A 26,037-nucleotide genomic window follows, 5' to 3' on the forward strand; every position below is an offset into this window, starting at 1 on the left:
GTTCACATATACCGGCCGACGCTGCTTCGCAACTGCGAGACGGAGATGGGGCATTCGGATCGTCCGGCAAGACGCCGACCGCTCAGCGTTCGAGCGCGACCGACATGGCGAAGCGGCGGGTCTCGCCGGGGAGGATCGCCACCGTGCCGGGCTTCTCGGCGAGCGTGCCGGCGAAGCCCGCCGGGTCGGAATGGCCCTGCCACGGTTCGATGCAGAGGAAGGGCGCCCCGGGTTTCGACCACAGGCCGAGATGCGGCATGCCGTCGAAGGCGACGGCGAGGCGGGCGGCGTCGGTGCCGAAGGTCAGGCTTCGGCTCTCGAGCAGATCGAAGATCAGCGCGTCCTCGACGAAGAGCGCATCGTCGATGGCGAGCCGATCGCCCAACACCGGGGTCGGGCGCGGGACGGGGTCGACGAGGCCGTCGCCGTCGAGGCGGCGGACGGGGGCGGGCTCGGGGCGCTCGAAGCGGACGACGTGGTCGGCCGCCGGGCCGGCGCCGGGCAGCGGCCGGCGGAAGGCGGGATGGAAGCCGAAGCTCGTCGGCATCGCCTCGTCGGAGAGGTTGGTCACCGCCGCGGTGGTGGTCAGCCGTGCGCCGTCGAGCGCATGGGTGACGTCGAGGCGGAAGGCGAAGGGCCAGACGGCGCGGGTCTCGTCGCTCGCCTCGAGCCGCAGGGTCACCGCGCCGGCGTAGCGATCGACGACGCCGAAGCGCGCGCGGCGGGCGAAGCCGTGGCGGGGGAGGGTGTAGTCGCGGCCGCCGTGGCGGAAGTGTCCGCCCGCGAGTGTGCCGACGATGGGAAAGAGCAGCGGCGCGCGACCCGCCCAGAAGGCTGGATCGCCGTTCCACAGCAGGCTCTCGCCGGCCGCGGTGTCGAGGCGGACGAGTTCGGCGCCGAGGAGGGCGATTTCGGCCTCGAGATCGGCCGAGGCGATGGTGACGGTGTCGGCGGCGTTCTCGGACAAGGATCGGCCCTCAGATCAGCGTGTGGGTGACGTTGTCGACGCCGACCGGGCTCTCGTACCACTCGATCTCCGGCTCGACGCCGTAGAGCACGCGGACGCGGTCGCCCCAGTCGCCGGCATAGCAGTCCTCGGCGGCGGCGCGGTCCTTCCAGACGTAGACGCCGCCGACGGTGCAGCCGTCGTCGGAGCGGACGTAGTGCTTGCGGATCAGCCCGTGCAGGCCGAGGTACTTCGGCGCCGACAGGGCGAAGCGGCGGGCCGCCTCCTCGAGCGTCACGGGATGGGGCAGGCGGAAACGGACGATCGTCAGGATCATGGGGCACTCCGGGGCGAGGGGGGCATTGTGACGCCGTCGGGGGAGCCTGAAAAGCCCGCGTCGCGAGGGCCGAGATCCGCCATTTCCGGGACGCCGCTTCCCGTTTCGGGGCACTCGACCGGGCGAAGCGCCTCGGGCAATCTCCGCGCCGCTCTTCAACGGCCCGTGCGGAGGTCGCCGTGATCCAAGGTTTCGCCGTCCTGTTGTCGCTCCAGCTCGTAGGCGAGGTGGTGTCGCGTGCGCTCGGCCTGCCGGTGCCGGGACCGGTGCTCGGCATGGCGCTGCTGGTCGCCGCGCTGGCGCTGTGGTCGAAGACCGATCGGCCCGATCCGCTGGAACACGGCCGGCCGCTGGAGCGTGCCGCCGACGGGCTGCTCGCCTCGCTCTCCATCCTCTTCGTGCCGGCCGGCGTCGGCGTGGTGCAGTATCTCGATCTGATCGAGGCGGAGGGGCTGCCGATCGTCGCCTCGATCGTCGTCTCCACCGCGCTGGCGATGCTGGCGACGGTGGCGACCTTCCGGCTGGTGAAGCGTCTGCAGGGGCGCGCCGAAGAGGAGACCGAGGCATGAACGGCGTGGCGCTCTGGGTCTATCTGTCGGCTTCGCCGCTGTTCTGGCTGTCGGTGACGGTCGTCGTCTTCCTCGCCGCCGACCACGTCGCGCTGGCGTGCGGCCGTCATCCGCTGGTCAATCCGGTGCTGGTGTCGCTCGTCGCCATCGGCGCGCTGCTGAAGCTGACGGGCACGCCCTACCGCACCTATTTCGACGGCGCGCAGTTCGTCCACTTCCTGCTGGGTCCGGCGACGGTGGCACTCGGCGTGCCCTTGTGGCGCAACCGGGCGGTCGTGGTGCGCGAGATCGTGCCGATGGCGGCGGCGTTGGTGGTCGGGTCGATCGTGGCGATCCTCTCCGCGGTCGGTGTGGCACGGGTGCTCGGCGCGCCGGGGCAGGTGGTGGCGTCGCTGGCGCCGAAGTCGGTGACGGCGCCGGTCGCCATGGCGATCTCGGAGACGGTCGGCGGTCTGCCGTCGTTGACCGCCGGTCTCGTCATCATCACCGGCATCCTCGGGGCGATCATGGTGACGCCGACGATGAATGCGCTCCGCATCCGCGACTGGGCGGCGCGCGGCTTCTCGGTCGGGCTGGCCTCGCACGGCATCGGCACGGCACGGGCCTTCACCGTCCACCCGATCGCCGGCGTCTTCGCCGGCATCGCCATGGGGCTCAACGCGGTGGTGACGGCGATCCTGGTGCCGCTGCTGATGACGCTGCTGCGCTGACGGCGGAGAGAAACGGGAAACCATCTTTCGCTACGCTCCCCTCGGGGAATGCTCGTCCGGCCGGCACGGCGAAGGATGGGCGCGAGGGATGGATCGGATGCGTCATCGACTTTTCGTGGCGACCGCGGTCGTGTCGGCCGGGCTCGCGGCGACGGCGGCCGAGGCGGCGGGCACCTGCGGCCTCGACTATCTGTGTGCCGCGCCGGCGATCGCGACGTCGGGGCCGGCCAACGTCGAGACGGCGGTGACGGTCGGGGTGCAGTGGAACTTCGCCGACTTCAACCCGGAACTGGTCGTCGGCGTGCGGCGCACCCGCACCAATCCGGCCGGCACGGTGGTCGGTGCCAAGGCCGACGTCGCGGTGCCGGTGAGCCTGCTCAACTTCTACAAGCCGACCGTCCGCGTCATGGGCATCGCCGGCGGCGAATACGTCCAGGGCGAGGCGGGCGTCGGCTTCAAGGCGGTCGACTGGCGGCCGGTGCTGGCGGTCGGCGCGCAGGGGCCGTTCGTCAACGCGGGTCTCAACTGGGAGGTCGGTGGCTGGGTCAAACCCTATGCCGGGGTGAACAGCCAGTACCGCACCCACCGTCCGGGCTCGGGCGGGGCGAGCTGCGCGGCGGGTTACGCGCTGGTCGCGCCGGTGTCGCTGTCGCTCTCCGGCGCCCCGACGGTCGGCGGCAAGACCTGCGCGAAGCTGGTGCCGTGAGGCGACATGGTGCGGGCGGCGGGACTCGAACCCGCACGCCTTGCGGCGCAAGATTTTAAGTCTCGTGCGTCTACCGGTTTCGCCACGCCCGCTCCGCCTTCACCGGTAGCGACACGCGGGCGGCCGATCAAGCGCCTCATCGTGTTCTCCACGCCCCGCGACGATCGATCCCTCCGCCACGACAAGGGTCCGCAAAGGACGAAATTCCGCCACGGTCCCGCCGAGGGGCGGGCACGATCGGGGACGAGCCTTCGTCTCGGCCCTTCCGGAGCGGCCGTGATCGTGGGGATCGCGGTGCGGGCGACGGTGCGGGTGGGGAGATCACCATGAACAGGCTCATCCTGGCGTCCGGCCTCGCGACCGCGCTCGTCATCGCCATCACCAATGCCTCCGTCGGACAGGAGACCGTGCCGCAGGGCGCCGCCGTCACCACCGAGCCGGGCCGCGTCGCCGGCACCTCGGCGGCCGACATCGCCGCGCCCAAGCGCATCGAGATCGCCTTCGTGCTCGACACGACGGGCTCGATGGGCGAGCTGATCGACGGCGCCAAGCGCAAGGTCTGGGCGATCGCCGACGAGGTGCGCAAGCAGCATCCGAACGCCGAGATCCGCCTCGGCCTCGTCGGCTACCGCGACCGCGGCGACGTCTACGTCACCGACAAGTGGGACCTCTCCACCGACATTTCCGCCGTCTACGGCAAGCTCCTCGAGTATCGCGCCCAGGGCGGCGGCGACTGGCCGGAATCGGTCAACGAGGCGCTCGCCGTGGCGGTGAACAAGCTCGCCTGGACCGAGGGCAAGGACACCCGCCGGCTGATCTTCCTGGTCGGCGACGCGCCGCCCCACATGGACTATCCGCAGGACGTGCCCTTCACCGACACGCTGAAGATCGCCGCCGACAAGGAGATCGTCGTCGACGCGCTCCAGTGCGGCAACGCGTCCGACACCGAACTCGCCTGGAAGACCATCGCCCAGCTCGGCAAGGGGCACTACGTGCAGATCCCGCAGTCGGGCGGCGTGGTGCAGATCCACACGCCCTGGGACGACGAGATCCTCCAGATCCAGATCCGCCTCAACAGGACGATCGTGCCCTACGGCTCGCAGCGTCGGCAGGCCGACGTCAAGGAAAAGGCGATGCGCGCCGCCGCCGCGCCGGCGCCCGCAGCCTCGGACATGGCGAGCTACAACATCCGCGCCAAGTCGGAGGCCGAACGGGCCAAGGTCGTGACCGGCGAGGGTGATCTCGTCGCCGACGTGCTGGCCGCCCGCGCCGAGCCGGAGAAGGTCGATCGCAAGGATCTGCCGGAGGAGCTGCAGAAGCTCTCGGCGGCCGAGCTGAAGGTGGCGGTCGAGGCCAAGGTCGCCGAACGCAAGCGCCTGCAGAGCGATCTCGGCGCCCTCGTCGCCAAGCGCGACGCCGCCATCGCCGCCGAGAAGATGAAGATGCCGGCCGGCAAGGACGGGTTCGATCGGGTGGTCGAGAATCTCCTGCGCGAACAGACCCGCTGACGCGGCGAGTTGCGTCGCGCCTTCCTCTGCGTCATCGGCGAGCGTCGGACCGAAGATCTGTCCGGCGCTCGTTCGTCTTCGACGTTCACCACGCGTGAAAAACGCGGCAATTGGAGCCTTGACCTCGGCGAGAACCTTCGTGCCTTATCGTCGCGCCGCATTATGATGCGGACGAAATGCATATTGGGGGATTCGCGGCCTCGGCCGCGACGCGACGGGGCTTCGCGGGGGCGGAGCCGGCAACCGGCCTGAAGGGACATGAAGCCATGGCGAAGCAACCCGTGATCAAACCGACCCTGGTGATCGTCGCCGCGCAGAAGGGCGGTGTCGGCAAGACCACCACGGCGCGGTTGCTCTGCCACTGGCTCGCCGACACCAAGCGCCAGCATGCCGCCTTCGACGCCGAGTTCCCGGCCGGTTCGCTCGCCCGCTTCTATCCCAAGGTCACCGAGGTGGTGGACACCGCCAAGGTCGCCGATCAGGCCCGCATCTTCGACACGCTCGCCGAGGCCCGCGAGGGCACCGTTCTGGTGCTCGACCTGCGCGCCGGCACCTTCTTCGACGTGCTGACGCTGATGGAAGATCTCCACATCTTCCGCGACGCGCGCGAGGGTGCCTATCGGCTGGTCTTCCTGCACGTGATCGGCTCGTCGGTCGAGTCGGTCGCCGAGATCGACGAGACGCTGAAGCGCTTCTCCGGCGCCACCCACGTGGCGGTGCGCAACGTCGCCTCGGGCGCCTCGATGGCGCGCTGGGACGCCAGCCGCACCCGCGAGGAGTTCCTCGCCGGCGGCGGTGTCGAGATCGAGATCCCGCCGCTCGACCCGATGGCCTATCAGGCCGTCGACGACACCTCGGCGACCTTCCGCGACTACGTCGAGAACAAGAACGCCGACGGCTCCGACGCCGCCAACTCCTACACGCTGCGCGCCTACGTGCGCCGCTGGCTGCTGCTCGCCATGACGCAGCTCGATCGCCTCGGCCTCTGAGACCCACGATCTCGACCGAAACATGAAGACCCCGGCGGAACATCCGCCGGGGTCTTGTTTTTCATCGCCGGTGGCGACGCGAGCGGTGGCGCTCAGGCGTCGCCGCGCGGGGTCTCGTCGGCTTCCTCGAGGGCGGCCAGCGTCTCCTCGACGAAGGTCTTGGCCGACTTCTTGGCCTCGCGGACGAGGTCGGAAATGTCCTTGGCGAGACGGTCGAGTTCCATCTGCAGGCCGCCGGCCGAGGGCTTCTCGGTCGACATGACGTAGCCCGACATGGCGATCGACAGCGCGATCTCGATCAGGCCGAAGACGGCGGTGCCCTCGTCGACGTCGTTCTCGTCGAGATAGTCGAGGACCATCTCGCGGATGGCCTCGGCATGGGCTTCCTGCTCGTCGTCCCAGCTTTCCATGTCGGCGTTGTCGTTGTCGTTGGTGTGATCGTTCACGGGCTGTCGCCTTTCGTTGTCGGGGTAGGGGCGCTTTCGGGTGCGCCGCTGCGATCGAGGAGAGCGGAGCCTCAGGCACCGCCCTCGCGAATCGGGGGCTGGAAGGTGAGGCCCATGTCCCAGGGGAAATAGATCCAAGTGTCCTGCGACACTTCCGTGATGAAAGTGTCGACCAGAGGGCGGCCCTGCGGTTTGGCGTAGACGGTGGCGAAATGCGCCTCCGGCAGCATCTCGCGCACCACGCGGGCGGTCTTGCCGGTGTCGACGAGGTCGTCGACGATCAGGATGCCCTTGCCGTTGCCGCCGGCCTTGGCGGTCAGGTCCTCGGCGACGCCCTTCATCACCTTGAGCTCGCCCTGCGTCGTGTAGTCGTGGTAGCTCGCCACGCAGATCGTCTCGATCAGGCGGATGTCGAGCTCGCGCGCGACGATCGCCGCCGGCACGAGGCCGCCGCGGGTGATGGCGACGATCGCCGAGAACGGACCCGATCCGCTGAGGCGCCACGTCAGGGCGCGGGCGTCGCGGTGGAACTGGTCCCAGGAAACGGGGAAGACTTTCGGCTGCGGACCCGACATGGGTTCATCTCCGAGGTGAGGTGGAACGGACGTCGGCGAGCATCGCCTCGACGGCGGCGACGGCGGCGGCGAGCGCCTCCGGGTCACGCGAACGGACGACGACGTTGGTGGCGAAGCGGCCGTCGCGCTCGTAGGGGTACGAGCCGATGACCGTCGAGGGGTGCGCCTTCTGGATGGCGCCGAGCGGAGTGGCGATGAGGCCTTCGCCGACACCGGCGTCGACGCTCTCCGACAGCATCGGGCGGCCGCCGGAAAGGCGCGAGACGACGGCGCCGACCATCGCCTCGAAGACGGACGGCACGCCCGCCATGACGTGGACGTTGCCGATGACGAAGCCCGGCATGCCGTTGTCGACCTCGATCAGGGTCGAGCCCGCCGGCATGCGCGCCATGCGCAGGCGTGCCTCGTTGACGACGAAGCCGCGTTCGCGCGAACGCTGCTCGAGGATGGCGACGGCGCGCGGGTCGTGGTCGATGGCGACCTCGAAGGCGGCGGCGACGGCATCCGCGGTGATGTCGTCGTGGGTCGGGCCGATGCCGCCGGAGGTGAAGACGAGGTTCCAGCGCGCCGACAGCGCGCGCACCGCCTCGACGATCATCGCCTCCTCGTCGGGGACGATGCGGACCTCGCGCAGATCGATGCCGATCTCGGTCAGCCGGTCGGCGAGAAAGCCGACGTTGCGGTCCTTGGTGCGGCCGGACAGGATCTCGTCGCCGATCACCAGCATGGCGGCGGTGACGATGCGATCGGAGGCGCCGGAGGTGGGGGCGGGGGAGGTGTCGATGTCGCTCACGGTGTCGCGCTTCTCCCGTCTCGGGCTCGCCGCTTTCCGCTTCGATAGCGCGAAGCCGCCGCCCTCTCAAGGCGCGGCGCCGAGATGCCCACCGCAGATGCGCCCGCGACGGGCCTCAGGAGGGTCGCCAGCCGTAGATCCAGGCCATCCGATCGATCAGCCGGGCGCCGAGGCCGAGGCGCAGCGCGGTGTCGCGGAAGAAGGCGAGGCCGTCGGGCATGTGGTAGATGCGGCCGTTCTTCACCGCCCGGTCGACGATGGCGCGGGTGCGCGGCTTGCGGATCGACTCGTAGGCGCGGAAGGCGGCGGCGACGTTGGGCGCGCCGGCGAGCGCACGGGCGAGCACCTCGGCATCCTCGATCGCCATGCCGCCGCCCTGGGCGGCGAAGGGCAGGGTGGCATGCGCCGCATCGCCGAGCAGCGTCACGGCGCCGGACGTCCATTCGAAATTGCCGTCGAAGCCGCAGAGCGCCCACTTGGTCCAGTTGGCGGGGGTCGCCAGCAGCTTGCGGGCGAGCGGCGGCCAGCGGTCCTTGGCGAGGCCGAAGACGCGGGCGACCTCCTGGCGGTCGGCGGGCACCGACCAGCTCTCGTCGTGCCAGGCGTCCTCGACGATCGCCACGATGTTCCATTCGCGGCCGGCGCGGATCGGGTAGTGGACGATGTGGGCGCGGGTCGAGAACCACAGGCCGGTCGAGCGGCGGACCTCTTCCGGCACGGCGTCGATCGGCAGGGTGGCGCGATAGGCGGTGCGGCCGGTGTAGCGGGCGGGCGGGCCGCCGCGCACGCCGACGCGGACGCGCGAACGCACGCCGTCGGCGCCGATCAGGCCGTCGGCGCGGAAGTCGCGGGCCTCGCCGTCGACGGTGGCGTGGACCGAGATCTCGCCGGGCTCGGCGGAGACGTCGCGCAGGCGGGCGCCGAGCACCAGTTCGATGCCGGGCGTGCGGCGCGTGGCATCGGCGAGGACGCCGAGCAGGTCGGCGCGATGGATCACCCAGAAGGGCGCGCCCCAGCGCTCGAAGGGAATGTCGCCCAGCGGCGTGCGGCCGACCTCGCCGCCGGCGCGGGTCGAGAAGATGCGGATGTCGTCGGGCGTCACCGCGTATCGGCCGAGGGCGTCGCCGAGGCCGAGATCGATCAGGATGCGCGAGGCGTTGGGCGAGAGCTGGATGCCGGCCCCGACCTCGGCGAGTTCGGTGGCCTGCTCGAGCACGGTCACGCGATGACCGTCGCGTGCCAACGCGAGCGCGGCGGTCAAACCGCCGATGCCGCCTCCGGCCACGATGAGCGCATGGCGAGACATGGTGTCACCGATTCTCCTTCCGATCCCGCGGGCGCGAGGCCTGCGGATCGGTGGCGGGGGCCGCGAAGCGGCGTCCCGTCCGCGTCATTCGGCGGCGGCGGCGGGGTGCCACTCGGCTTCGGCGGGCACTGCCTGGGTCGGCTTCAGGCTCTCGTCCCAGACGTAGAGCGTGCCGCACCACGGGCAGAGTTTCTCGGCGTCGCCACCCATGTCGAGATAGACGTGCGGGTGGTCGAACGGCGGCTCGGCGCCGACGCACATGAACTCGCGCGCACCGATTCGGATCTTGTCGATGCCACCGTCGTTGGCGAAATGGGGAACCGCGGCGTCCGCCATGGAATATCCTCGTGCTCTCTTCCGAAGGCCGGCACCATACCCACCGCGCGGCGCCGTGGGTAGTGGGAAATGAGGAGCATATGCGCCCTCGAGGGCGGCACACGTCGTCGCGGGCGATCGGGGCTTTTCGCCGCCGGCCGGGGCGGTTAGCTTCGCACCCCATGAAGCTCGTGCCTCTCTCCCGTTCCCCCGCCCGATCGGTGCCGCCCATGCAGTCCTTCTCGTCCGACGGCGTCCGCATCGCCTATCTCGATACCGGTCCGGCCGAGGCGACGCCGATCGTGCTGGTCCACGGTTTCGCCTCCAACACCCGGGTCAACTGGGTGTCGACCGGCTGGGTCGACACGCTGACCGGGGCGGGCTACCGCGTCGTCTCGATCGACAACCGCGCCCACGGCGCCTCGGAAGGGCCGCACGACCCGGAGGTCTACGGCACCGGCACCCACATGGCGGAGGACGTCCGCCGGCTGATGGACCATCTCGGCATCGAAAGGGCCCATGTCATGGGCTACTCGATGGGGGCGTGGATCACCGGCCATCTCGCCGTGCGTCATCCCGAGCGGCTGCGCTCGGCGATCTTCGGCGGCCTCGCCTACGCCATGGTCGAGGGCCTGAAGGGCCAGACCTCGATCGCCGAGGCGCTGGAGGCGGAGAACGACGCCGACGTGACGAGCCCGAAGGCGCGCGCCTATCGCGCCTTCGCCAAGCAGACCGGGTCGGATCTCCTGGCGCTCGCCGCCTGCATGCGCGGCTCGCGCCAGCCGGTCGAGAAGACGGGGCTGATGGCGCTCGATCTGCCGGTGCTGATCGCGGTCGGTACGCGCGACGACGTCGCCGGCTCGCCCGAGGCGCTGGCGGAGCTGATCCCGGGGGCGGAGTACCTGCCGATCCCGGATCGCGACCACATGCTGGCGGTCGGCGACAAGGTCTACAAGCAGGGCGTCCTCGCCTTCCTCGCCGCGGTCGACCGGGGCTGAGAAGCGTCCGAACGTCGACGTCGCGCATCCCCGATGCGGAGGCCCTTCATCCTGAGGTGCCCGACGCAGTCGGGCCTCGAAGGGCGAAGGGCCGAGTGGCACGGCCCGTCGAGGCTTCGTGTTTCGAGGCTCGCCGGCGCGAGCACCTCGACATGAAGCCGACGAGGGCTCAGACGAAGTGGGCGCGGTGGAGCGCGGCGTAGCGGCCGGCGGCGGCGATCAGCTCGTCGTGGGTGCCGCGTTCGACCACCCGGCCGCCCTCGACGACACAGATCGCGTCGGCTTTCTCGATGGTCTGCAGGCGATGGGCGATGACCAGCGTGGTGCGGCCCTTCGACAGGTCCTCGAGCGCCTTCTGGATGGCGCGTTCGCTCTCGGTGTCGAGCGCGGCGGTGGCTTCGTCGAGCAGCAGGATCGGCGCGTCCTTGAGGATGGCGCGGGCGATGGCGATGCGCTGGCGCTGGCCGCCGGAGAGCTGGGTGCCGTTCTCGCCGACCTGCGTCGCGTAGCCGTCGGGGAAGGCCATGACGAAATCGTGGGCATAGGCGGCGCGTGCCGCCGCCTCGACGTCGGCGGTGGTGGCGCCGGGGCGGCCGAGGGCGATGTTCTCGCCGATCGTGCCCTCGAACAGGAAGACGTCCTGGCCGACGTAGGCGATGGCGCCGCGCAGCGACCGGCGCGAGACGGTGGCGATGTCGGTGCCGTCGACGATGATGCGGCCGGCGGTCGGGTCCCAGAAGCGCAGCAGCAGCGACAGGGTGGTCGACTTGCCACCGCCGGAACGGCCGACCAGCGCGGTGGTCCTGCCGGCTTCGGCGACGAGCGTCAGGCCGCGGAGCACGGGTTCGTCGGGGCGATAGGCGAAGGAGACGTCCTCGAAGGCGACGCGGCCGCCGGTGACGGTCAGGGCCGGACGATCGGCGTCCTCGCCCTCGGGCGTCGGCTCGGCGAGCAGGTCGTACATCATCTTCACGCCGACCAGATGCGACGACAGGTCGACGTGGATGCGCGCCAGCCGCTTGGCGGGCTCGTAGGCGAGCAGCAGCGCGGTGATGAAGGACATGAAGGTGCCGGGCGTCTCGCCGGCCTCGATGACGCGCCAGCCGCCGTAGAGGATGACGCCGGCGACGGCGAAGCCGGCGAGCGTGTCCATCAGCGGCGCGGTGCGGGCGGCGACGCGGGCGAGCTTGTCGGCCTGGGCGCGGACCTCGGAGACGGCGGCGCCCATGCGGGCGCGCTGGTGGTCTTCCAGGGCGAAGGCCTTGACGACCTTCATGCCGTGGACGGTCTCCTGGTTGAGGCCGGTGACCACCACGGACTGGCTGTAGCTCGTGCGCATGATGGTGCGGGCGCGGCGGACGAGCTTCTGCACGCCCCAGATCGCGCCGGGCATCACCACCACGGCGGAGAGCGACATCAGCGGGTTCTGGATCAGCATGACGACCGCCAGACCGATCACCGACAGCAGGTCGCGCCCGAGGGAGGTGACGATGAGGTTCAGCGCCGAGCCGGCGGAGTTGGCGATGAAGCCCTGGCGGGTGATGACCTCGGCCGAGCGCTGGCTCGAGAAGTCGGCCATCGACTGGCGCAGCAGGTGATCGAACAGACGCGTCTGCACGGTGGCGACGACGGCATTGGCGATGCGCGACAGCGTCACGATCTGGCCGTAGGTGGCGAAACCCTTGACCAGATAGAGGCCGACGACGGCGCCCGACAGGATCCAGATCGCCCAGACCTGCTTCTCCATGAAGATCTTGTCGACGACGTCGCGCATCAGCCAGGCCGAGGCCGCCGTGGTCACGGCGATCAGGCCGAGGCAGACGAAGGCGAAGGCGTAGGACCAGCGGTGGCGCGTGCCCTGATCGGCGGCGAGGCGCCGGATCAATTCGACGGTCTCGCCGTTGAGGACGCTGCCGATCGTGGGTTTGGACACCTTGAACTCCGGGATACGCATCGTGGATGCGACGTCAGTCGTCGTTTCCGATCGACACAGTGTCGTGTGTCACGCCTCGTCGCGTCGTGAGGAAACGACACGACGAGGCGCCTTCAATGGACAAAATCGACAGATCACGCAAGCGCGGCGACGTCGCGTCAAGGTGCGCCCGCGCGGCGGTCCGCCGCTCAGCGGCCCTCGAACTTCGCCTCGCGCTTGTCGAGGAAGGCGGTGCGGCCCTCGGCGAAGTCGGCGGAGGCGAAGCAGGCGTCGGTCAGGGCGACGAGCTTGTCGCGGCGTTCGGCGAGCGCGCCGTCGACCACGGCGTCGATCGCCGCCTTGGCGGCGCGGATGGTCAGCGGCGCGTTGCGGGCGATGGTCGTCGCGAGGTCGGTCGCCTCGTTCTCCAACGCCTCGACCGGGTGGACCGCCGAGACCAGGCCGATCGCCAGTGCCTCGGCGGCGGTCAGCCGGCGGGCGGTGAAATAGAGTTCCTTGGCGCGCTGCGGGCCGACCGCGGCGACGACGTCGGCGATACAGTCCGGCGGATAGCCGACGCCGAGGCGGGCGGCGGGAATGCCGAAGACGGCGTCGTCGGAGGCGATCCGGAGGTCGCAGGCGACCGCCAGCCCCATGCCGCCGCCGAGGCAGAAGCCGCGAATCATCGCGATGGTCGGCTTCGCGGCATGGCGCAGCGCGGCGAAGGCCTCGGCGTTCGAGGCCTCGTAGGCGCGGGCCGACGCCGCGTCCTTCCGCACGGTGGCGAATTCGGAGATGTCGGCGCCGGAGACGAAGGCGAGGTCGCCGTCGCCGCGCACCACGATCACCCGGACCGCCTCGTCGGCGACCAGGGCCGCGACCGCGCCGGGGATCGCCTTCCACATGTCGAGCGAGACGGCGTTGCGGCGCGCCGGGTTGGCCACGACGATGCGGCCGATCGGTCCCTCGACCTCGACGCGGATGCGGGCATCGCTCGACGGCAGCTGGCGGAGGGGGGCGGTCTCGGTCATGGCGGGTCTCCTCGGGAAAGGGGCACGACCGCTATCGGCCCGCCTCGCGTCGTCGTCAATTGGATATTCACGGGAGAAGTACTATGTTCGGGGACCCGCGCGGACCCCCGCCGAAGGACGAAGTGATGGCCAAGACCCAGATGATCCCGGCGCAGGGCGCCGCCTCCGTCGACCCGATCTGGACGCGCGTGCGCGCCGAGGCGGAAGCGATGGCGGCGTGCGAACCGGCTCTGGCGAGCTTCGCCTGGGAGACGGTGCTCAACCATTCCCGGCTCGAGGACGCGATCGTCCACCGCGTCGCCGAACGGCTCGGCCATCCGACCGTCAAGGAGGCGCTGATCCGCCAGACCTGGGAGGAGGCGCTCGCCGATGCTCCCGAGATCGGCGAGATCTTCCGTGTCGACCTGCAGGCGGTCTTCGACCGCGATCCGGCCTGCGAACGGCTGATCGAGCCGATCCTCTACTTCAAGGGCTTCCACGCCATCCAGACCCATCGTCTCGCCCACTGGCTGTGGACGAAGGGGCGGCAGGAGTTCGCGCTCTATCTGCAGAGCCGGTCGTCGGAAGTGTTCCAGGTCGACATCCATCCGCAGGTGCCGCTCGGCCGCGGCCTGTTCTTCGACCACGCCACCGGCATCGTCATCGGCGCCACGGCGACGATCGACGACGACGTGTCGATCCTCCAGGGCGTGACGCTCGGCGGCACCGGCAAGGAGACCGGCGACCGTCACCCCAAGATCGGCCGCGGCGTGCTGCTCGGCGCCGGCGCCAAGGTGCTCGGCAACATCGTGGTCGGTCATTGCGCGCGGGTCGCGTCGGGTTCGGTGGTGCTGCATCCGGTGCCGCCGCGCACCACGGTCGCCGGCGTGCCGGCCCGCGTGGTCGGCGAGGTCGCCTGCTCCGAGCCGGCGCGGGCGATGGATCAGATGCTCGCCGACGACTGAGCGGGCGGCCTCTCGCGTCGTTCGCGATCGGACGCCCGTCTTTCGGGCAGCGGAGCCCTTTGACTGGGGCGGCGGCGCGTGCCAAAAGCTGCCCCCCGGAGCCGCCGCCCGCGTCGGGCGCGGCCCACCAACACGATCGGAGCCCTACCGTGGACAAGACCGAACTCGCCAAGCTGCAGACCTACCTTCGGGGCAAGTTCGAACTCGACACGATCAAGGTCGTCGCCCGTCCGAAGAAGAAGGACTCGGCCGAGGTCTTCATCGGCGACGAGTTCGTGGCGGTGATCTATCGCGACGAGGAAGACGGCGAGATCTCCTGGAACCTCCAGATGGCCATCCTCGAGATGGACCTGGAAGGCTGATCCGACGGCGCCGTCGCGCCTCATCGATCGGGGGAGAGCCCCCAGTCGGCGAGGCGGGCGGCGAGGCCGTCGCGGATCTCGCGCCAGCGGCCCAGCGACGCGCGCGCAAACCGCTTCTCCACCAGGAGCGGCCCGAGCTTCTCGTCGCCGATGCAGGTCACCGGCGGCGCGTCGGGCGCCAGCGGATAGCAGCGCACCGCGAAGGGGCGCACCGCGCCCGGTTCGAACCACACTTCCTCCCCCGCATAGCCGGCCTTCGGCGACAACTTGCGTCCGACGAGCCCGAGATCGGGATCGGCGGCGAGCGGCTCGTCGACGAAGAGGCGCGCATGGACCGTCGCCAGCCGTTCGGCCGAATCCTGCGTCTCGCCCGCCGGGCGGATCGTCACCCAGACCACGTCGGAGCTCTCCGCGGGCGCGTCGAAGCGTTCGGCGTCGGCGGCCGTGCGGCCGGTCCAGGTCGGCGGCAGCAGCGCGAGGTCGAGGCGTTCCTGCACGCCGGCGCGGCGCTGGGCGGGGAAGCGGACGGCGTTCTTCGGCACGTGCAGCGTGACGCCGGCGACGGTGACGGCGATCGGTTCGGGCGAGGTCTCGGTCGTCTCGCGGCCGAGATCGGCGCGCCACAGGGCGAGGCCCACGGCGAGGAGGGCGGCGACGGCGGCGGAGATCCAGGTGGTCCTCGTCATCGCGGCAGCGGTCCCGGCGGGCGGTGCGCAAGTTAACCCTGATGCGAAGTCGCGAGCCTCGAGCCCGAGACGAGGGGCGACGAAACGAGAGGGGCGTGGTAGACGTTAATAAAGCGTTAACTCTGCGTATCGAGGCACCATGTTGTTCGAGTTGGCGATCGCGGCCTATGCGACCACCTGCGGCTTCGTCGCCGCCGGCCTCCTGTCTTCGTTCTACACCCTGGTGACCGATCGACCGGTCAGCTTCGCGGTGGAGTTGAGCAACCTCTGGCGCGGCGTGGTCAACATCGTGCTGTGTGCCTTCACCGGGCCCTTCATCATCATGCGCAACGCCATTCGCGGCCGCATGATCGAGCAGCGTCCGGTCGGCTGGCTGGTCGCCTCGACGGCCATCGCGGCGGGCTGGAGCCTGTGCTCGGGCATCGTCGTGGTGCAGCTGGCGCTCGCCATGAGAAACGGTCTTCTCTGAGACCTGCAAATATTTCCGATCTCGAATGCGATGCGGAGCGGCCCTCGGGCCGCTCTCTTCGTTTGCCTGACGCGTCGTCGTCGGGGACGGAGCGACAAAAAACAAAGTCGACTAAAATCTCCGGGCGATTTGGAAACGATTCGTCAACCAGTCTCGCCCATCAAGGCGCGCGTCACCGGGGAAGGAAACCAGAATAAGATGTCGCTCTTGTCGCGTATGACCAAGTCTCCCGTTCGCAACGAGCCGGCGTGGGAGGACACCCCGCGCGGCATCGATCCGACCGAGGTCGTGGCCGCGCTCGCCGCCGTCGCCGCCCGTCGGCCCCTGCCGGACGCCGTGACGTTGCCGCCGATGGTGGTCGAGGCGATGCGGATGCTCGACGCGGCGGTCGCCACCCGCGACGGCGCGATGCTGACCAACACCGTCGCCTATTCGATGAACGCCTCCGAGGCGATGGCCGCCGCCGCCATGATCACCGGATCGGTGCGCGACACCGCCGAACGGGCGAGCGTGATGGCCGCCGGCGTCGAGGAACTGACCGCGTCGATCCGCCAGATCACCGCCAATGCCGGCGCCGTGTCGCAGGCGATGCACGAGGCCTCGGCCGCCTCGTCGGAAGGCGTCGCGGCGAGCCTGGCCGCGGCCGACGCCTCGCGCTCGATCGGCGACAGTTTCGGCCGGATGAACGCGGCCTCCGAACAGCTGGTCGCCGCCGCCGGCCAGATCTCGACCTTCGTGGCGACGATCGAGGCGCTGGCGCAGCAGACCAATCTCCTCGCCCTCAACGCCACCATCGAGGCGGCGCGCGCCGGTGAAGCCGGGCGCGGCTTCGCAGTCGTCGCTTCGGAGGTCAAGAACCTCTCCGGCCAGACCCAGAAGGCGACCGACGACATCCGCCAGCGCATCGCCCGGCTCGACGAGCACGTCCACGAACTCGCCGCCTCGATCGAGCAGGTCGCCGGTCTCGTCGACGAGAGCGTCGGCCGCTCCGACATGGCGCGCGAGCGCATCGAGGCGCTGCGCAGCTCGGTCTCGGAGAGCGCCGGGCGGATGGACGCCATCGCCGGGGTGCTCGGCGAGCAGTCGGCGGCGGTCGAGGAGATCTCCGGTGGCGTCCACGCCATCGAGCGTCACGCCCGCGAGGCGAGCGGCCACGCCGACGGCGTCAACCGCTCGATCGGCCATTGCGAGGGCACGGTGATCGAGCAGTTCGAGCTGACCGACGGCTTCAACATCCCCGACATGGTGCTCTACCGCGCCAAGGCCGACCACTTCCTGTGGAAGAAGCGGCTGGCGGAAGTGATGGTCGGCATCAAGACGCTGAAGCCGACCGAACTCGGCGATCACCGCGAGTGCCGGCTCGGCAAGTGGTATGCCTCCGTCGTCGACGAGAGCATCCGCCGTCACCCCGCCTTCGCCGCGCTGGAGAAACCGCATGCGGCGGTCCACGAGAACGGCCGCAGGGTCGCCGACGCGATGCTGCGCGGCGATCGCGAGGGAGCCGCCGCCGCCTATGCGGCGATGGACGCGGCCTCGGGCGCCGTCGTCGCCGAACTCGACCGGCTGATCGCCCGCCGACGCTGACGGCTTCGCCGTCTTTCCCGCTTGCGGGGGGCGCGCGTGCGCCTCACTCTCGCTCCGTCGCGATCGGACGAGGAGCGAGTGAGATGACGATTTGGAAGCTCGACGGCATCACCCCGGAACTGGCGCCGGACGGCACGGCCTGGGTGGCGCCGTCGTCCGAGCTGATCGGTCGGGTGCGGCTGAAGTCGCGGGCGAGCGTCTGGTTCGGCGCGGTGCTGCGCGGCGACAACGAGTGGATCGAGATCGGCGAGGGCTCCAACGTCCAGGACCAGTCGGTGCTGCACACCGACATGGGCTATCCGCTGGTCATCGGCGCGAACTGCACCATCGGCCACCGGGTGACGCTGCACGGCTGCACCATCGGCGACAACACGCTGATCGGCATGGGCGCGACCATCCTCAACGGCGCCAGGATCGGCGCCAACTCGCTGGTCGGCGCCGGGGCGCTGATCACCGAGGGCAAGGAATATCCCGACAATTCGCTGATCGTCGGCGCGCCGGCCAAGGCGATCCGTACACTCGACGCCGAGGCGGTGGCGCGGATCGGCAAGTCGGCCGAGGGCTACGTGCGCAACGCCGCCCGTTTCGCCGCGGGGCTCGAGAAGGCGTGAGACATACGAATCGGGCCGGCATCGGGGAGATGCCGGCCCGTTCGTTGCGGACCCGATCGACTGGGGACGGGGAGGGTGGGGACGCGACCGGACCCGCGCTAGGAAACTCTTCCTCTCCTCGTGTCTCCGGGGCCGGGGCTCTTGGCCGCTCGTCTCCTTCGACATGGGGGAGAATGACAGGGCCGTCTTGCGCCCGGTTGAAGATCGGGCGGAGGTTTTTCGACGAATTCGCCTCAAATGCGACGGATCGCCGGACAACGCCGGTTCGCTCCGATCTTCTCCATGTTCTTCAATGACTTGTGTCGACATGTGACAAACGAGAAGACCGCCGGTGACGCGAGGTCTCCGGCGGTCTTCGTGAACGAAGTGCTGCCGCGGGCGGCGCAATCGTCAGGAGAAGAAGGTCCTGAGCGTCTCGACCTCGTGGACGATCGAGAACTCGATCGCGACGCCCTCGTCGAAGGAGCGCACGACGCGGCCGCGCATGACGCCGAGGATGACCGGCGTGCCGACCTCGACGCGTTGGTCGAGATGGACGGCGGCGCCCGACGGCGAGACGTCGATGATGCGGCAGCGCAGCTCGGTGCCGTCGGCCAGCACCAGCTTGGAGAAGGGATTGCGCGGGCTGAAGCGCTCGTGGCGACGATCCTCGGGCAGGTTGAGGATGTGGCGGTTGGCGAGCCAGGTCAGCTGGTTGGCGAGCTTGTCGCGCTTGCGGTCGGTCATCGACAGCGTCATGGCGAAGCCGCCGTCGATGAGGCGGGCGACGCGGCCCTCGACCCGACCGATGTGGTCGAGATAGGCGACGACGCGCTCGCCCAGACGCGCCACCGCCGGGATCATCACGGCGGCACCGCCGGGCGACATGTCGACCACCTGGCAGGGGAATTCGCGGCGGTCCTCGAGCATGCAGCGGCCGAGGACGTTCACCTTGACCCGCTGATGGCGGCGGCGGTCGGTGACCGCAGCCGGCTCTCTACGGATCGAAGGGTTGACGGAGCGCATGGGCGGCCTCGGCGACAGCGTGTTTCGCCAACGACCTTAGGCTCGGGTGGTTAACCGGGGGTTGCCTTCGGGCAGCAATATCTGCCCTCGGGTCAATCGTTCATCGACTTTCCGCCGTCGAGGACGACGAGATGGCCGACGCGGCGTTCACCGGCGAGCGAGACCGGCGGAGGGACCATCGGGCGGAAGACGGTCGGCGGACGATCGCCTCGGGCGGGTGCGACGAAGTCGACGGCGTCGTGACGGACCGAGCCGTGGTCGACCTGGTCGCCGCGCAGCAGGAAGGTCGGGCGCTCGTCCGGCCAGATCAGGCGCAGGCTCGACAGTTTCTGCGCGATCAACGGGTGGATGCCGATCCAATAGGGATCGCTCATCGGCGCCAACGAGCCGAGCACGCGGGTGAAGCCCTCGCCCTTCTGCCGGATCGGCAGGAGCAGGGCCTCGCAGGGCAGAGTGCGGTCGTGGGCCGAGCGTCCCTCGAAACCGAAGACGGCGGCGGCGGCGTCCTGCGACACGGCGGCGAGCAGCGTGGCGATCGCCTCGCGGTCCTTGCCCTGGAAGAAGTCGAGGAAGTCGCGGCCCTTCAGCTCACGGCCGAAGAGGGCGCAGACGCGGGTGCCGGCGAGGCGGAAGGTGTAGCCGTCGCGGCGGTCGGCCTCGAGGATGAAGGTGTCGCCGAGGATGCGACGCATGTCCGAGGGCTCGATCTCGGTACGGTCGGGTGCCGGCCGGCTGCCCCGCAACCGCTGCCAATAGTCGTAGAGTTCCCGCGTGGCGGCATGCTTCATTGCAATCCCCCTGTCGGCACGTCGGTCCCCGATCGAGACGCCTGCCCCAGGACGGGACGGGTGGCCTCGAAGGGGCCCTCGTCGGTTCGCCGACCGACGACGGCCGATTTCCCGGCGCTCCTCGCGTCGCCGTGCCCGATACGGCACGACGGATGTGCCGAAACGGGACGAAAACGCGCCTTGCGCATTCACTTCTCGTCAACACTTGCGAAGGTCGTGCCGGTTTGCCCGGTCCGAAACGAAACGCCGCTTGCCGCGCGGGCGCGCGCGGCCCATATCGGCGGAGACGAAGGGCGAAACCGGGCATCGGCGGGCCGCATCCGGCGAGGAGACGACATGGCGAGCGACGGCGGCGAAGGTTTCGAGCGCGGAGCGGCGGGCGAACCGGTCTTCCTGTTGCCGCGGCTGCTGGTGGTGATGGCGCTGGTGCCGATCGCGATCACGGCGATCCGGCCGTTCCTCGATCCGCGGCTCGACGAGTGGCTGGTCTATGCCTTCGCCTTCGTGCCGCTGCGCGAGATCGAACCCGCGGGCTGGCCGGGCGGCGAGGGGGCCGTTCTGTGGACTCTCCTCACCCATGCGCTGCTGCACGACGGCTGGGCGCATGTCCTGCTCAACGTGGCGATGATCGCGGCGCTGGGGCGGGCGGTGCTGGCACGCCTCGGTTCGGCGCGCTTCCTCGCCCTGTCGGCGGTGGTGACGGTGGCGGGCGCGCTCGGCCATCTCGCCGTCGAATGGGGTTCGGAGGCACCGATGCTGGGGGCGTCGGGGCTGGCGACGGGCCTCCTCGGCGCGCTGCTGCGCTTCGTCTTCCGGCCGGCATGGATGCCGACGCCGGGGATCGTGGAATCGCTCGCCAACCCGCGCGTGCGCGGCTCCATCGCGGCACTGGTGATCGCCAATCTGGTCCTGGTCTTCGGCGGCGCGAGCATCATCGGCGCAGACGGCGGCATCGCCTGGGGCGCCCATCTCGGCGGCTTTCTGGCGGGTTTCCTCGGTTTTTCGCTGTTCGAGCGACGTCGGCGACTCCCCGTCGACGTGTCATGACGCCGCGCGACTTCGTTACCGGGAATTGTAGGGCGGCGGCGGTCTTGCCCCTTGCACGGGGGGGCGGGTGGAAGCATCATGACCGCATGCCTCCGGACGAACCGATCACATGCCCCGTCAGAGGGCGGCGCCGGAGATCGATCTAATCGGTTCGATCGCGAACCCGTTCACGGGAGGAACATTCATGACGGTTCAAGCCATTCTGGCGCGCAAGGGGCGCCAGGTCGTCACCATGGGTCCGAAGCAGCCGCTGCGCGAGGTCTGCGAGACGCTCGCCGAGCACAAGATCGGCGCCGTGGTGCTGATCGACGCGCACGGGCGGATCGCCGGCATCATGTCGGAGCGCGACATCGTGCGGGCGCTGGCCACCGAGGGCGCCGCGGCGCTCGACCGGCCGGCGGACGCCTACATGTCGACCAAGGTCGTCACCTGCTCGGAGAGCGAGACCACCGATCAGGTGATGGCGCGGATGACCACCGGCCGTTTCCGCCACATGCCGGTGGTGCGCGAGGACCGGCTCATCGGCGTCGTCTCGATCGGCGACGTGGTGGCCCGGCGCATCGAGCTCGCCGAGCGCGAGGCGGCCGAGATGCGGGCCTACATCGCCACGGCGTGAGGCGGAAGCCAAATTGAAGGCTACTCTGCCGCCGCTAGGAGACTGGCGGCGGCAAATCAACCATTTAGTATGATGTGACGGATTGCACCTTTTGGTGTTGTTCGGTGCATCGTAGACTTCGCCTCGGTTCATGATGGAGGCGTCAATGGTTGACTCTGCAAAGCCATCCGCCGTGGATGGTGATCGGTTCTTGCTAGGCTATCTGATGGCAGGTCTTCAGTGGCAAGAGTCCTTGCTTCAAAACTATCGAAATTTCCTTGTTGTGTCTGAGGCATTGTTCATCGCATCTGGCGTGACGACCATTTCTGTACAAATATCTGTTTCATCCATCTTCCAGAAGCTGGAATTATTCTCTTTGTTCTTCGCGCTTCTTCTGGGCGGCGTTTTTTGGATGAATAAGCTTTTATCGGTTATCAACCATAGGGCGAAAGCTGTTGATTGGTGGCAGATGAAAATCATGCGAAAGGAGCATGAAGCCGGTCAGGAAATTGGTTTGCTAAGATTTAGAATTGATAAGAAAGATGACTTTCGTGCTGGTGTTTTGAATTCCGTTAATGAAATTGGCCTAGATTATATAGATAATACGTTTCGACAAAACGAGAAGGGGACGAGGAGGGCGTTCTCGCCGTTTGGCATAGTGTTTTTTGTTATATGGTTCATTATTTCCATTATTTCGTTGGGTGATCTATTTCGTTGCTATTTCGGAATTTGATCGCTGGTCAGCGGGCCGCTTCGGCCGTCATCGCGGCGATGTCGGAGAGGGCGCGATCGGCGGCGGCGGCGCCGATGGCGATCGCCTCGCGGGCGCGGTGGAAGTCGAACAGGCCGATGTGGCCGAGCCGCGGCGCGATCATCACGTCGGGCGGATCGCCGGCCAGCCGCGAGCGGGTGATGCGGTCCTGGATGATGTTGAAGCTCTGCATCATCACGCCGGTGAGGCCGGGCTTGTCGTCGCCGGCGCCGAACATGCGGCGGAAGAGGTTCTGGCCGAGGCTCTCGTTCGGCTCGGGCAGCGGCGTCGCCATGTCGGCGGGCAGCGACTGGACGACGGTGCCGCGGGCGAAGGTGTCGGTCGACAGGTTGGCGGCGATCACCACGTCGGCGCCGAGCGCCCGGCAGACCGAGACCGGCACCGGGTTCACCAGCGCGCCGTCGACCAGCACGCGTTTGCCGATGCGCACCGGCTCGAAGATGCCGGGCAGGGCATAGGAGGCGCGCAGCGCGTCGATCAGCCGGCCGGACGACAGCCAGATCTCGTGACCGGTCGCCAGTTCCGTCGCCACCGCGGTGAAGGGGCGCGGCAGTGCCTCGATGCGGATGTCGTCGATGTGGGAGATCAGGAGATCGGCGAGCCGTCCGCCGCCGACCAGACCCGAACCGCCGAGATGGACGTCGAGCAGCGAGAAGACGCGGCGCGGCGTCAGACGGGTGGCGAAGTCCTCCAGCGTGTCGAGGCGGCCGGCGAGGTCGCAGGCCCCGACCACGGCGCCCATCGAGGTGCCGGCGACGACGTCGGGGACGATGCCGGCCTCCCTCAAGCGTCGGACGACGCCGATCGCCGCCCATCCGCGGGCCGCCCCGCCGCCGATCGCCAGACCGATCTTCGGCCGCCGGGGCGGCGGCAGGGGCTCGGGGCCGCCGTCGTTGCCGTTGGTGCCGAAAAGACGCCTCGTCACACCTTCGAGCATGTGATCCTCCTTCGGATCTCTTCTCGATATGGAGATTAATCGATTTGAATCAATGAATGATGAAGACGGACCTTGGTCTTGGGGGCGAGGCCGTGCGTGATCCTTCGAGACGCGCCTGCGGCGCTCCTCGGGATGAGGCGTCGGAGATTGTCTCTGCGAAAACAAACGCCTCATGCCGAGGAGGCGTTCGAAGAACGCCGTCTCGATGCATCGCGCACGGCGTCGAAATCGGCTCGGCCGCGTTGTGCAATGGGGAGAAGGGAAGGGGCGCCGTGCCTTCCGGCGGCTTTCCGTCCGTTCAGCCCTTCTTCGTCCCGTGGTCCTCGCCGCAGTCGCAGCCGGGCGGGTGGGGAGCGTGGCCGGACGCGGTGCCGTAGACCGCGGTCGGGTCGAAGGCCGGCGCCGCCTCGACGAAGGCGAGGGGGCCGCCCGCCGGGCCGATCGGCACCTCGCGGTAGAAGCAGGAATGGAAGCCGCGGTGGCAGGAGGCGCCGTGGCCCTCGACCTCGACCTCGAGCACGACGGCGTCCTGATCGCAGTCGACCCGCAGGCGCTTCACCAGCTGACGGTTGCCGGAGGTCTCGCCCTTGACCCAGAGCGCCCGGCGCGAGCGGCTCCAGTAGGTGGCGACACCGGTCTCGATCGTCCTGGCCAGTGCCTCGGCGTTCATGTGCGCGAGCATCACCACGTCGCGGCCGATCGCGTCGACCACCACGGCGGTGACAAGGCCGGCGGCGTCGAAGCGCGGGGAGAGCGTCGTGCCCATCTCGAGCGCATCGGCGTCGGAGGAGGGCGCGGGGAAGGGGGCATTCTCGGTCATGGATCGTCGATAGGCGCGCGCGGGCGGGCGGTCAAGCGGCCGTTCCTGCCGCCGCGTCGCCCGCGGCGCGCGATCAGATGTCGAGCACCGCCTCGTCGGCGAAGGCCGCGCGTTCCTGGATGAAGGCGAAGCGGGCCTCGGGCTTGTTGCCCATCAGGCGTTCGACCGAATCCGCCGTCGGCTCCTCGGTCTCGTCGAGGATGGCGACCTTGAGGAGCGTCCGCGAGCGCGGGTCCATGGTCGTCTCCTTGAGCTGGCCGGGCATCATCTCGCCGAGACCCTTGAAGCGGCCGATGTCGGGCTTCTTGCCCTTGAACATCGTCCGCATCAGCTCGTCGCGATGGGCCTCGTCGCGGGCATAGGCGGTCTTGGCGCCGTGGGTGATGCGATAGAGCGGCGGCACCGCGAGATAGAGATGGCCGTTCCTGACGAGGTTCGGCATCTCGCGCCAGAAGAAGGTGACGAGCAGCGAGGCGATGTGGGCGCCGTCGACGTCGGCATCGGTCATGACGATGATCTTGTCGTAGCGCAGGTCCTCGTCGCGATAGTGCCCGCGCATGCCGCAGCCGAGCGCCTGGACGAGATCGGAGAGGAGCTGGTTGGCGGCGAGCTTGTCGCGCGTCGCCGAGGCGACGTTGAGGATCTTGCCGCGCAGCGGCAGCACCGCCTGATTGGAGCGGTTGCGCGCCTGTTTGGCGGAGCCACCGGCCGAGTCGCCCTCGACGATGAAGAGTTCCGAGCCTTGCGCCGCCGAATTGGAACAGTCGGCGAGCTTGCCGGGCAGGCGCAGCTTCCGCACCGCCGTCTTGCGCTGGACTTCCTTCTCCTGGCGCCGGCGCAGCCGCTCGTCGGCGCGCTCGATGGTCCATTCGAGCAGTTTCGCGGCATTGGCCGGCGAGGCGGCGATGAAGTGGTCGAAGGCGTCCTTGATGGCGCCGTCGACGATGCGGGTGGCTTCCGCCGTCGCCAGCTTGTCCTTGGTCTGGCCGACGAACTCGGGTTCGCGGATGAAGACCGAGAGCATGGCGCCGGCCGACGTCATCACGTCGTCGGTGGTCAGCTGCGCCGCGCGCTTGTTGCCGACGAGATCGGCGTAGGACTTGAGCCCGCGCAGCAGGGCGAGGCGGAGGCCCGCCTCGTGGGTGCCGCCCTCGGGGGTCGGAACCGTGTTGCAGTAGGACGAGACGAAGCCGTCGCCGGCGAACCAGGCGACCGCCCACTCGACCGCGCCGTGGCCGCTCGTCTGCGCCGTCTTGCCGGCGAAGACGTCCTCGACCACCAGTCGCTCGCCCTCGAGGCGCTCGCGCAGGAAGTCCTTGAGGCCGCCGGGGAAGTGGAAGACCGCCTTGTCCGGCACCGGATCGGCGGCCGAGACACATTCGGCCGCGCAGGACCAGCGGATCTCGACGCCGCCGAAGAGATAGGCCTTGGAGCGGGCCATGCGGAAGATCCGCTCGGCCTTGAAGCGGGCGTCCTCGCCGAAGATCTGGGGATCGGGGCGGAAGCGCACGGTGGTGCCGCGGCGGTTCATCACCTCGCCGAGGTCCTCGAGACCGCCCTGCGGCAGGCCGCGCGAGAAGCGCTGGCGCCACAGGTGGCGGTTCTTGGCGACCTCGACCTCGAGCAGCTCCGACAGCGCGTTGACCACCGAGACGCCGACGCCGTGCAGGCCGCCGGAGGTCTCGTAGGCCTTGCCGTCGAACTTGCCGCCCGAGTGCAGCATGGTCATGATGACTTCGAGGGCGGATTTCCCCGGAAACTTCGGGTGCGGATCGACCGGGATGCCGCGGCCGTTGTCGACGATGGTCAGCGTGCCGTCGGCGTCGAGGCGGACCTCGATGAAGGTGGCGTGGCCGGCCACCGCCTCGTCCATCGAGTTGTCGATGACTTCCGCGAAGAGGTGGTGCAGCGCCTTCTCGTCGGTGCCGCCGATGTACATGCCGGGGCGACGGCGGACCGGCTCGAGACCCTCGAGTACCTCGATGTGGGAGGCGTCGTAGTCGCTCTCGCCGGGCGTCGTGCGCTTGACCGCGGTCGACAGCGCCGCCTTCACGGCCACCGCCTTCGCGCTCGCCGTCTCGCGCTTCGCCGCGGGCGCGGCCGCACCACCGAAGAGATCGTCGCTCGCCATGTCCACTCTTGTCGGTCGGGTCGTGTCGGTCGGTTTGGGGCGGATCGCCCCCCGAATCACCGGGCATCATGGCACGGCGGGGGCCGCACCGGAAACTCTGTTCACGCCCCGTTCACGCGGTCGTCCACATGCCGTCCACGGAAAA

Annotated in this window: 29 protein-coding genes and 1 tRNA gene; 14 read left to right on the forward strand and 16 right to left on the reverse strand. The window is 69.3% G+C overall.

Annotation, left to right across the window (positions count from 1 at the left end):
- Nucleotides 1-82: 82 nt before the first annotated feature.
- Together ACT541_RS09315 and ACT541_RS09320 are read right to left on the reverse strand one after the other, a co-directional pair.
- Nucleotides 83-967 carry an aldose 1-epimerase family protein gene (locus ACT541_RS09315; RefSeq protein WP_476136212.1) on the reverse strand — a complete coding sequence of 295 codons (885 nt, stop codon included), beginning with the start codon at nt 965-967 and terminating at the stop codon, nt 83-85.
- Between the two features lie 10 nt (nt 968-977).
- Nucleotides 978-1,283, reverse strand: a complete 306-nt coding sequence (locus ACT541_RS09320) for a monooxygenase (RefSeq protein WP_476136213.1) — start codon at nt 1,281-1,283, stop codon at nt 978-980.
- 179 nt (nt 1,284-1,462) lie between these two features.
- Between ACT541_RS09320 and ACT541_RS09325 the strand changes: the two genes are divergently transcribed.
- The 3 genes from ACT541_RS09325 (at nt 1,463) to ACT541_RS09335 (ending at nt 3,268) form a co-directional block, all read left to right on the forward strand.
- A complete protein-coding gene (locus ACT541_RS09325) occupies nt 1,463-1,852 on the forward strand; it encodes a CidA/LrgA family protein (protein WP_476136214.1) in 390 nt (129 codons plus the stop codon).
- Nucleotides 1,849-2,562, forward strand: a complete 714-nt coding sequence (locus ACT541_RS09330; RefSeq protein WP_476136216.1) for an LrgB family protein — start codon at nt 1,849-1,851, stop codon at nt 2,560-2,562. The genes ACT541_RS09325 and ACT541_RS09330 overlap by 4 nt, the downstream gene beginning before the upstream one ends.
- A gap of 97 nt (nt 2,563-2,659) precedes the next feature.
- The gene (locus tag ACT541_RS09335; protein WP_476136218.1) at nt 2,660-3,268 is read left to right on the forward strand and encodes a hypothetical protein; all 609 of its coding nucleotides are present in this window, start codon (nt 2,660-2,662) and stop codon (nt 3,266-3,268) included.
- 7 nt (nt 3,269-3,275) lie between these two features.
- On the opposite strand, the gene ACT541_RS09340 is transcribed toward ACT541_RS09335, so the two are convergent.
- Nucleotides 3,276-3,360 (reverse strand) — tRNA-Leu (locus ACT541_RS09340).
- A 234-nt stretch (nt 3,361-3,594) separates the two neighbouring features.
- On the opposite strand from ACT541_RS09340, the gene ACT541_RS09345 reads away from it, so the two are divergent.
- Entirely contained in the window at nt 3,595-4,776 is a 1,182-nt protein-coding gene (locus ACT541_RS09345) for a vWA domain-containing protein (RefSeq protein WP_476136219.1), read from the forward strand.
- 266 nt (nt 4,777-5,042) lie between these two features.
- Entirely contained in the window at nt 5,043-5,765 is a 723-nt protein-coding gene (locus ACT541_RS09350) for a nucleotide-binding protein (RefSeq protein WP_476136221.1), read from the forward strand.
- 92 nt (nt 5,766-5,857) lie between these two features.
- Here the strand turns inward: ACT541_RS09350 and ACT541_RS09355 are convergent, their stop codons facing one another.
- The 5 genes from ACT541_RS09355 to ACT541_RS09375 form a co-directional block, all read right to left on the reverse strand.
- Nucleotides 5,858-6,211: a hypothetical protein gene (locus tag ACT541_RS09355; protein ID WP_476136222.1), complete on the reverse strand. Its 354-nt coding sequence runs from the start codon at nt 6,209-6,211 to the stop codon at nt 5,858-5,860.
- 71 nt (nt 6,212-6,282) lie between these two features.
- Nucleotides 6,283-6,786, reverse strand: coding sequence for a xanthine phosphoribosyltransferase (gene gpt, locus ACT541_RS09360; RefSeq protein WP_476136224.1), 504 nt, complete (start codon nt 6,784-6,786; stop codon nt 6,283-6,285).
- A gap of 4 nt (nt 6,787-6,790) precedes the next feature.
- Nucleotides 6,791-7,513 carry a competence/damage-inducible protein A gene (locus ACT541_RS09365; RefSeq protein WP_476137511.1) on the reverse strand — a complete coding sequence of 241 codons (723 nt, stop codon included), beginning with the start codon at nt 7,511-7,513 and terminating at the stop codon, nt 6,791-6,793.
- Nucleotides 7,514-7,694: 181 nt separating this feature from the next.
- Complete coding sequence (locus tag ACT541_RS09370; protein WP_476136226.1) at nt 7,695-8,885, reverse strand: FAD-dependent monooxygenase; 1,191 nt, start codon at nt 8,883-8,885, stop codon at nt 7,695-7,697.
- An 84-nt stretch (nt 8,886-8,969) separates the two neighbouring features.
- Nucleotides 8,970-9,221 (reverse strand): zinc-finger domain-containing protein, encoded by a 252-nt coding sequence (locus ACT541_RS09375; RefSeq protein WP_476136227.1) that lies wholly within the window; start codon nt 9,219-9,221, stop codon nt 8,970-8,972.
- Nucleotides 9,222-9,430: 209 nt separating this feature from the next.
- Here ACT541_RS09375 and ACT541_RS09380 point away from each other — a divergent pair, with 209 nt between their 5' ends.
- Nucleotides 9,431-10,198: an alpha/beta fold hydrolase gene (locus tag ACT541_RS09380; RefSeq protein WP_476136229.1), complete on the forward strand. Its 768-nt coding sequence runs from the start codon at nt 9,431-9,433 to the stop codon at nt 10,196-10,198.
- Nucleotides 10,199-10,367: 169 nt separating this feature from the next.
- Here the strand turns inward: ACT541_RS09380 and ACT541_RS09385 are convergent, their stop codons facing one another.
- Nucleotides 10,368-12,131, reverse strand: a complete 1,764-nt coding sequence (locus tag ACT541_RS09385) for an ABC transporter ATP-binding protein (protein WP_476136231.1) — start codon at nt 12,129-12,131, stop codon at nt 10,368-10,370.
- Between the two features lie 188 nt (nt 12,132-12,319).
- Nucleotides 12,320-13,141, reverse strand: coding sequence for an enoyl-CoA hydratase (locus ACT541_RS09390; RefSeq protein ID WP_476136233.1), 822 nt, complete (start codon nt 13,139-13,141; stop codon nt 12,320-12,322).
- Nucleotides 13,142-13,266: 125 nt separating this feature from the next.
- On the opposite strand from ACT541_RS09390, the gene cysE reads away from it, so the two are divergent.
- A complete protein-coding gene (gene cysE, locus ACT541_RS09395) occupies nt 13,267-14,085 on the forward strand; it encodes a serine O-acetyltransferase (protein ID WP_476136235.1) in 819 nt (272 codons plus the stop codon).
- A 149-nt stretch (nt 14,086-14,234) separates the two neighbouring features.
- On the forward strand, nt 14,235-14,447 hold the full coding sequence (locus ACT541_RS09400; protein ID WP_476136237.1) for a DUF3126 family protein: 213 nt from the start codon (nt 14,235-14,237) through the stop codon (nt 14,445-14,447).
- 20 nt (nt 14,448-14,467) lie between these two features.
- Here the strand turns inward: ACT541_RS09400 and ACT541_RS09405 are convergent, their stop codons facing one another.
- On the reverse strand, nt 14,468-15,133 hold the full coding sequence (locus tag ACT541_RS09405; RefSeq protein ID WP_476136238.1) for a hypothetical protein: 666 nt from the start codon (nt 15,131-15,133) through the stop codon (nt 14,468-14,470).
- Between the two features lie 139 nt (nt 15,134-15,272).
- On the opposite strand from ACT541_RS09405, the gene ACT541_RS09410 reads away from it, so the two are divergent.
- The 3 genes from ACT541_RS09410 to ACT541_RS09420 all read left to right on the forward strand — a co-directional run bounded on the left by ACT541_RS09410 (nt 15,273) and on the right by ACT541_RS09420 (nt 17,797).
- Nucleotides 15,273-15,602, forward strand: a complete 330-nt coding sequence (locus ACT541_RS09410; RefSeq protein WP_476136240.1) for a DUF6949 family protein — start codon at nt 15,273-15,275, stop codon at nt 15,600-15,602.
- Between the two features lie 198 nt (nt 15,603-15,800).
- The gene (locus ACT541_RS09415) at nt 15,801-17,186 is read left to right on the forward strand and encodes a methyl-accepting chemotaxis protein (protein WP_476136243.1); all 1,386 of its coding nucleotides are present in this window, start codon (nt 15,801-15,803) and stop codon (nt 17,184-17,186) included.
- A gap of 83 nt (nt 17,187-17,269) precedes the next feature.
- On the forward strand, nt 17,270-17,797 hold the full coding sequence (locus tag ACT541_RS09420) for a gamma carbonic anhydrase family protein (RefSeq protein ID WP_476136245.1): 528 nt from the start codon (nt 17,270-17,272) through the stop codon (nt 17,795-17,797).
- Between the two features lie 390 nt (nt 17,798-18,187).
- Here the strand turns inward: ACT541_RS09420 and ACT541_RS09425 are convergent, their stop codons facing one another.
- Nucleotides 18,188-18,802 carry a PilZ domain-containing protein gene (locus ACT541_RS09425; protein WP_476136247.1) on the reverse strand — a complete coding sequence of 205 codons (615 nt, stop codon included), beginning with the start codon at nt 18,800-18,802 and terminating at the stop codon, nt 18,188-18,190.
- Between the two features lie 92 nt (nt 18,803-18,894).
- Nucleotides 18,895-19,590 (reverse strand): PAS domain-containing protein, encoded by a 696-nt coding sequence (locus ACT541_RS09430; RefSeq protein ID WP_476136248.1) that lies wholly within the window; start codon nt 19,588-19,590, stop codon nt 18,895-18,897.
- Between the two features lie 336 nt (nt 19,591-19,926).
- Here ACT541_RS09430 and ACT541_RS09435 point away from each other — a divergent pair, with 336 nt between their 5' ends.
- The 3 genes from ACT541_RS09435 to ACT541_RS09445 all read left to right on the forward strand — a co-directional run bounded on the left by ACT541_RS09435 (nt 19,927) and on the right by ACT541_RS09445 (nt 21,965).
- On the forward strand, nt 19,927-20,637 hold the full coding sequence (locus ACT541_RS09435; protein WP_476136250.1) for a rhomboid family intramembrane serine protease: 711 nt from the start codon (nt 19,927-19,929) through the stop codon (nt 20,635-20,637).
- 184 nt (nt 20,638-20,821) lie between these two features.
- A complete protein-coding gene (locus ACT541_RS09440; protein ID WP_476136252.1) occupies nt 20,822-21,253 on the forward strand; it encodes a CBS domain-containing protein in 432 nt (143 codons plus the stop codon).
- A gap of 145 nt (nt 21,254-21,398) precedes the next feature.
- Entirely contained in the window at nt 21,399-21,965 is a 567-nt protein-coding gene (locus tag ACT541_RS09445) for a hypothetical protein (RefSeq protein WP_476136253.1), read from the forward strand.
- Between the two features lie 7 nt (nt 21,966-21,972).
- Here ACT541_RS09445 and ACT541_RS09450 read toward each other — a convergent pair whose 3' ends face one another.
- The 3 genes from ACT541_RS09450 to parE all read right to left on the reverse strand — a co-directional run bounded on the left by ACT541_RS09450 (nt 21,973) and on the right by parE (nt 25,892).
- Nucleotides 21,973-22,941, reverse strand: a complete 969-nt coding sequence (locus ACT541_RS09450; protein ID WP_476136255.1) for a patatin-like phospholipase family protein — start codon at nt 22,939-22,941, stop codon at nt 21,973-21,975.
- Between the two features lie 298 nt (nt 22,942-23,239).
- Nucleotides 23,240-23,761, reverse strand: coding sequence for a phosphoribosyl-AMP cyclohydrolase (gene hisI / locus ACT541_RS09455; protein ID WP_476136257.1), 522 nt, complete (start codon nt 23,759-23,761; stop codon nt 23,240-23,242).
- 73 nt (nt 23,762-23,834) lie between these two features.
- Nucleotides 23,835-25,892: a DNA topoisomerase IV subunit B gene (gene parE / locus ACT541_RS09460; protein ID WP_476136258.1), complete on the reverse strand. Its 2,058-nt coding sequence runs from the start codon at nt 25,890-25,892 to the stop codon at nt 23,835-23,837.
- Nucleotides 25,893-26,037: the final 145 nt, after the last annotated feature.

It is taken from the genome of Pinisolibacter sp. DMC100, assembly GCF_056313705.1.

What these genes read in the sequence shown, in the direction of transcription:
- ACT541_RS09320 (WP_476136213.1), bottom strand. Translation starts at nt 1,283, where the DNA reads ATGATCCTGACGATCGTCCGTTTCCGCCTGCCCCATCCCGTGACGCTC.
- ACT541_RS09330 (WP_476136216.1), top strand. Translation starts at nt 1,849, where the DNA reads ATGAACGGCGTGGCGCTCTGGGTCTATCTGTCGGCTTCGCCGCTGTTC.
- ACT541_RS09335 (WP_476136218.1), top strand. Translation starts at nt 2,660, where the DNA reads ATGCGTCATCGACTTTTCGTGGCGACCGCGGTCGTGTCGGCCGGGCTC.
- ACT541_RS09345 (WP_476136219.1), top strand. Translation starts at nt 3,595, where the DNA reads ATGAACAGGCTCATCCTGGCGTCCGGCCTCGCGACCGCGCTCGTCATC.
- ACT541_RS09350 (WP_476136221.1), top strand. Translation starts at nt 5,043, where the DNA reads ATGGCGAAGCAACCCGTGATCAAACCGACCCTGGTGATCGTCGCCGCG.
- gpt (WP_476136224.1), bottom strand. Translation starts at nt 6,786, where the DNA reads ATGTCGGGTCCGCAGCCGAAAGTCTTCCCCGTTTCCTGGGACCAGTTC.
- ACT541_RS09365 (WP_476137511.1), bottom strand. Translation starts at nt 7,513, where the DNA reads ATGCTGGTGATCGGCGACGAGATCCTGTCCGGCCGCACCAAGGACCGC.
- ACT541_RS09370 (WP_476136226.1), bottom strand. Translation starts at nt 8,885, where the DNA reads ATGTCTCGCCATGCGCTCATCGTGGCCGGAGGCGGCATCGGCGGTTTG.
- ACT541_RS09375 (WP_476136227.1), bottom strand. Translation starts at nt 9,221, where the DNA reads ATGGCGGACGCCGCGGTTCCCCATTTCGCCAACGACGGTGGCATCGAC.
- ACT541_RS09380 (WP_476136229.1), top strand. Translation starts at nt 9,431, where the DNA reads ATGCAGTCCTTCTCGTCCGACGGCGTCCGCATCGCCTATCTCGATACC.
- ACT541_RS09390 (WP_476136233.1), bottom strand. Translation starts at nt 13,141, where the DNA reads ATGACCGAGACCGCCCCCCTCCGCCAGCTGCCGTCGAGCGATGCCCGC.
- cysE (WP_476136235.1), top strand. Translation starts at nt 13,267, where the DNA reads ATGGCCAAGACCCAGATGATCCCGGCGCAGGGCGCCGCCTCCGTCGAC.
- ACT541_RS09405 (WP_476136238.1), bottom strand. Translation starts at nt 15,133, where the DNA reads ATGACGAGGACCACCTGGATCTCCGCCGCCGTCGCCGCCCTCCTCGCC.
- ACT541_RS09410 (WP_476136240.1), top strand. Translation starts at nt 15,273, where the DNA reads ATGTTGTTCGAGTTGGCGATCGCGGCCTATGCGACCACCTGCGGCTTC.
- ACT541_RS09415 (WP_476136243.1), top strand. Translation starts at nt 15,801, where the DNA reads ATGTCGCTCTTGTCGCGTATGACCAAGTCTCCCGTTCGCAACGAGCCG.
- ACT541_RS09420 (WP_476136245.1), top strand. Translation starts at nt 17,270, where the DNA reads ATGACGATTTGGAAGCTCGACGGCATCACCCCGGAACTGGCGCCGGAC.
- ACT541_RS09425 (WP_476136247.1), bottom strand. Translation starts at nt 18,802, where the DNA reads ATGCGCTCCGTCAACCCTTCGATCCGTAGAGAGCCGGCTGCGGTCACC.
- ACT541_RS09430 (WP_476136248.1), bottom strand. Translation starts at nt 19,590, where the DNA reads ATGAAGCATGCCGCCACGCGGGAACTCTACGACTATTGGCAGCGGTTG.
- ACT541_RS09435 (WP_476136250.1), top strand. Translation starts at nt 19,927, where the DNA reads ATGGCGAGCGACGGCGGCGAAGGTTTCGAGCGCGGAGCGGCGGGCGAA.
- ACT541_RS09440 (WP_476136252.1), top strand. Translation starts at nt 20,822, where the DNA reads ATGACGGTTCAAGCCATTCTGGCGCGCAAGGGGCGCCAGGTCGTCACC.
- ACT541_RS09445 (WP_476136253.1), top strand. Translation starts at nt 21,399, where the DNA reads ATGGTTGACTCTGCAAAGCCATCCGCCGTGGATGGTGATCGGTTCTTG.
- ACT541_RS09450 (WP_476136255.1), bottom strand. Translation starts at nt 22,941, where the DNA reads ATGCTCGAAGGTGTGACGAGGCGTCTTTTCGGCACCAACGGCAACGAC.
- hisI (WP_476136257.1), bottom strand. Translation starts at nt 23,761, where the DNA reads ATGACCGAGAATGCCCCCTTCCCCGCGCCCTCCTCCGACGCCGATGCG.
- parE (WP_476136258.1), bottom strand. Translation starts at nt 25,892, where the DNA reads ATGGCGAGCGACGATCTCTTCGGTGGTGCGGCCGCGCCCGCGGCGAAG.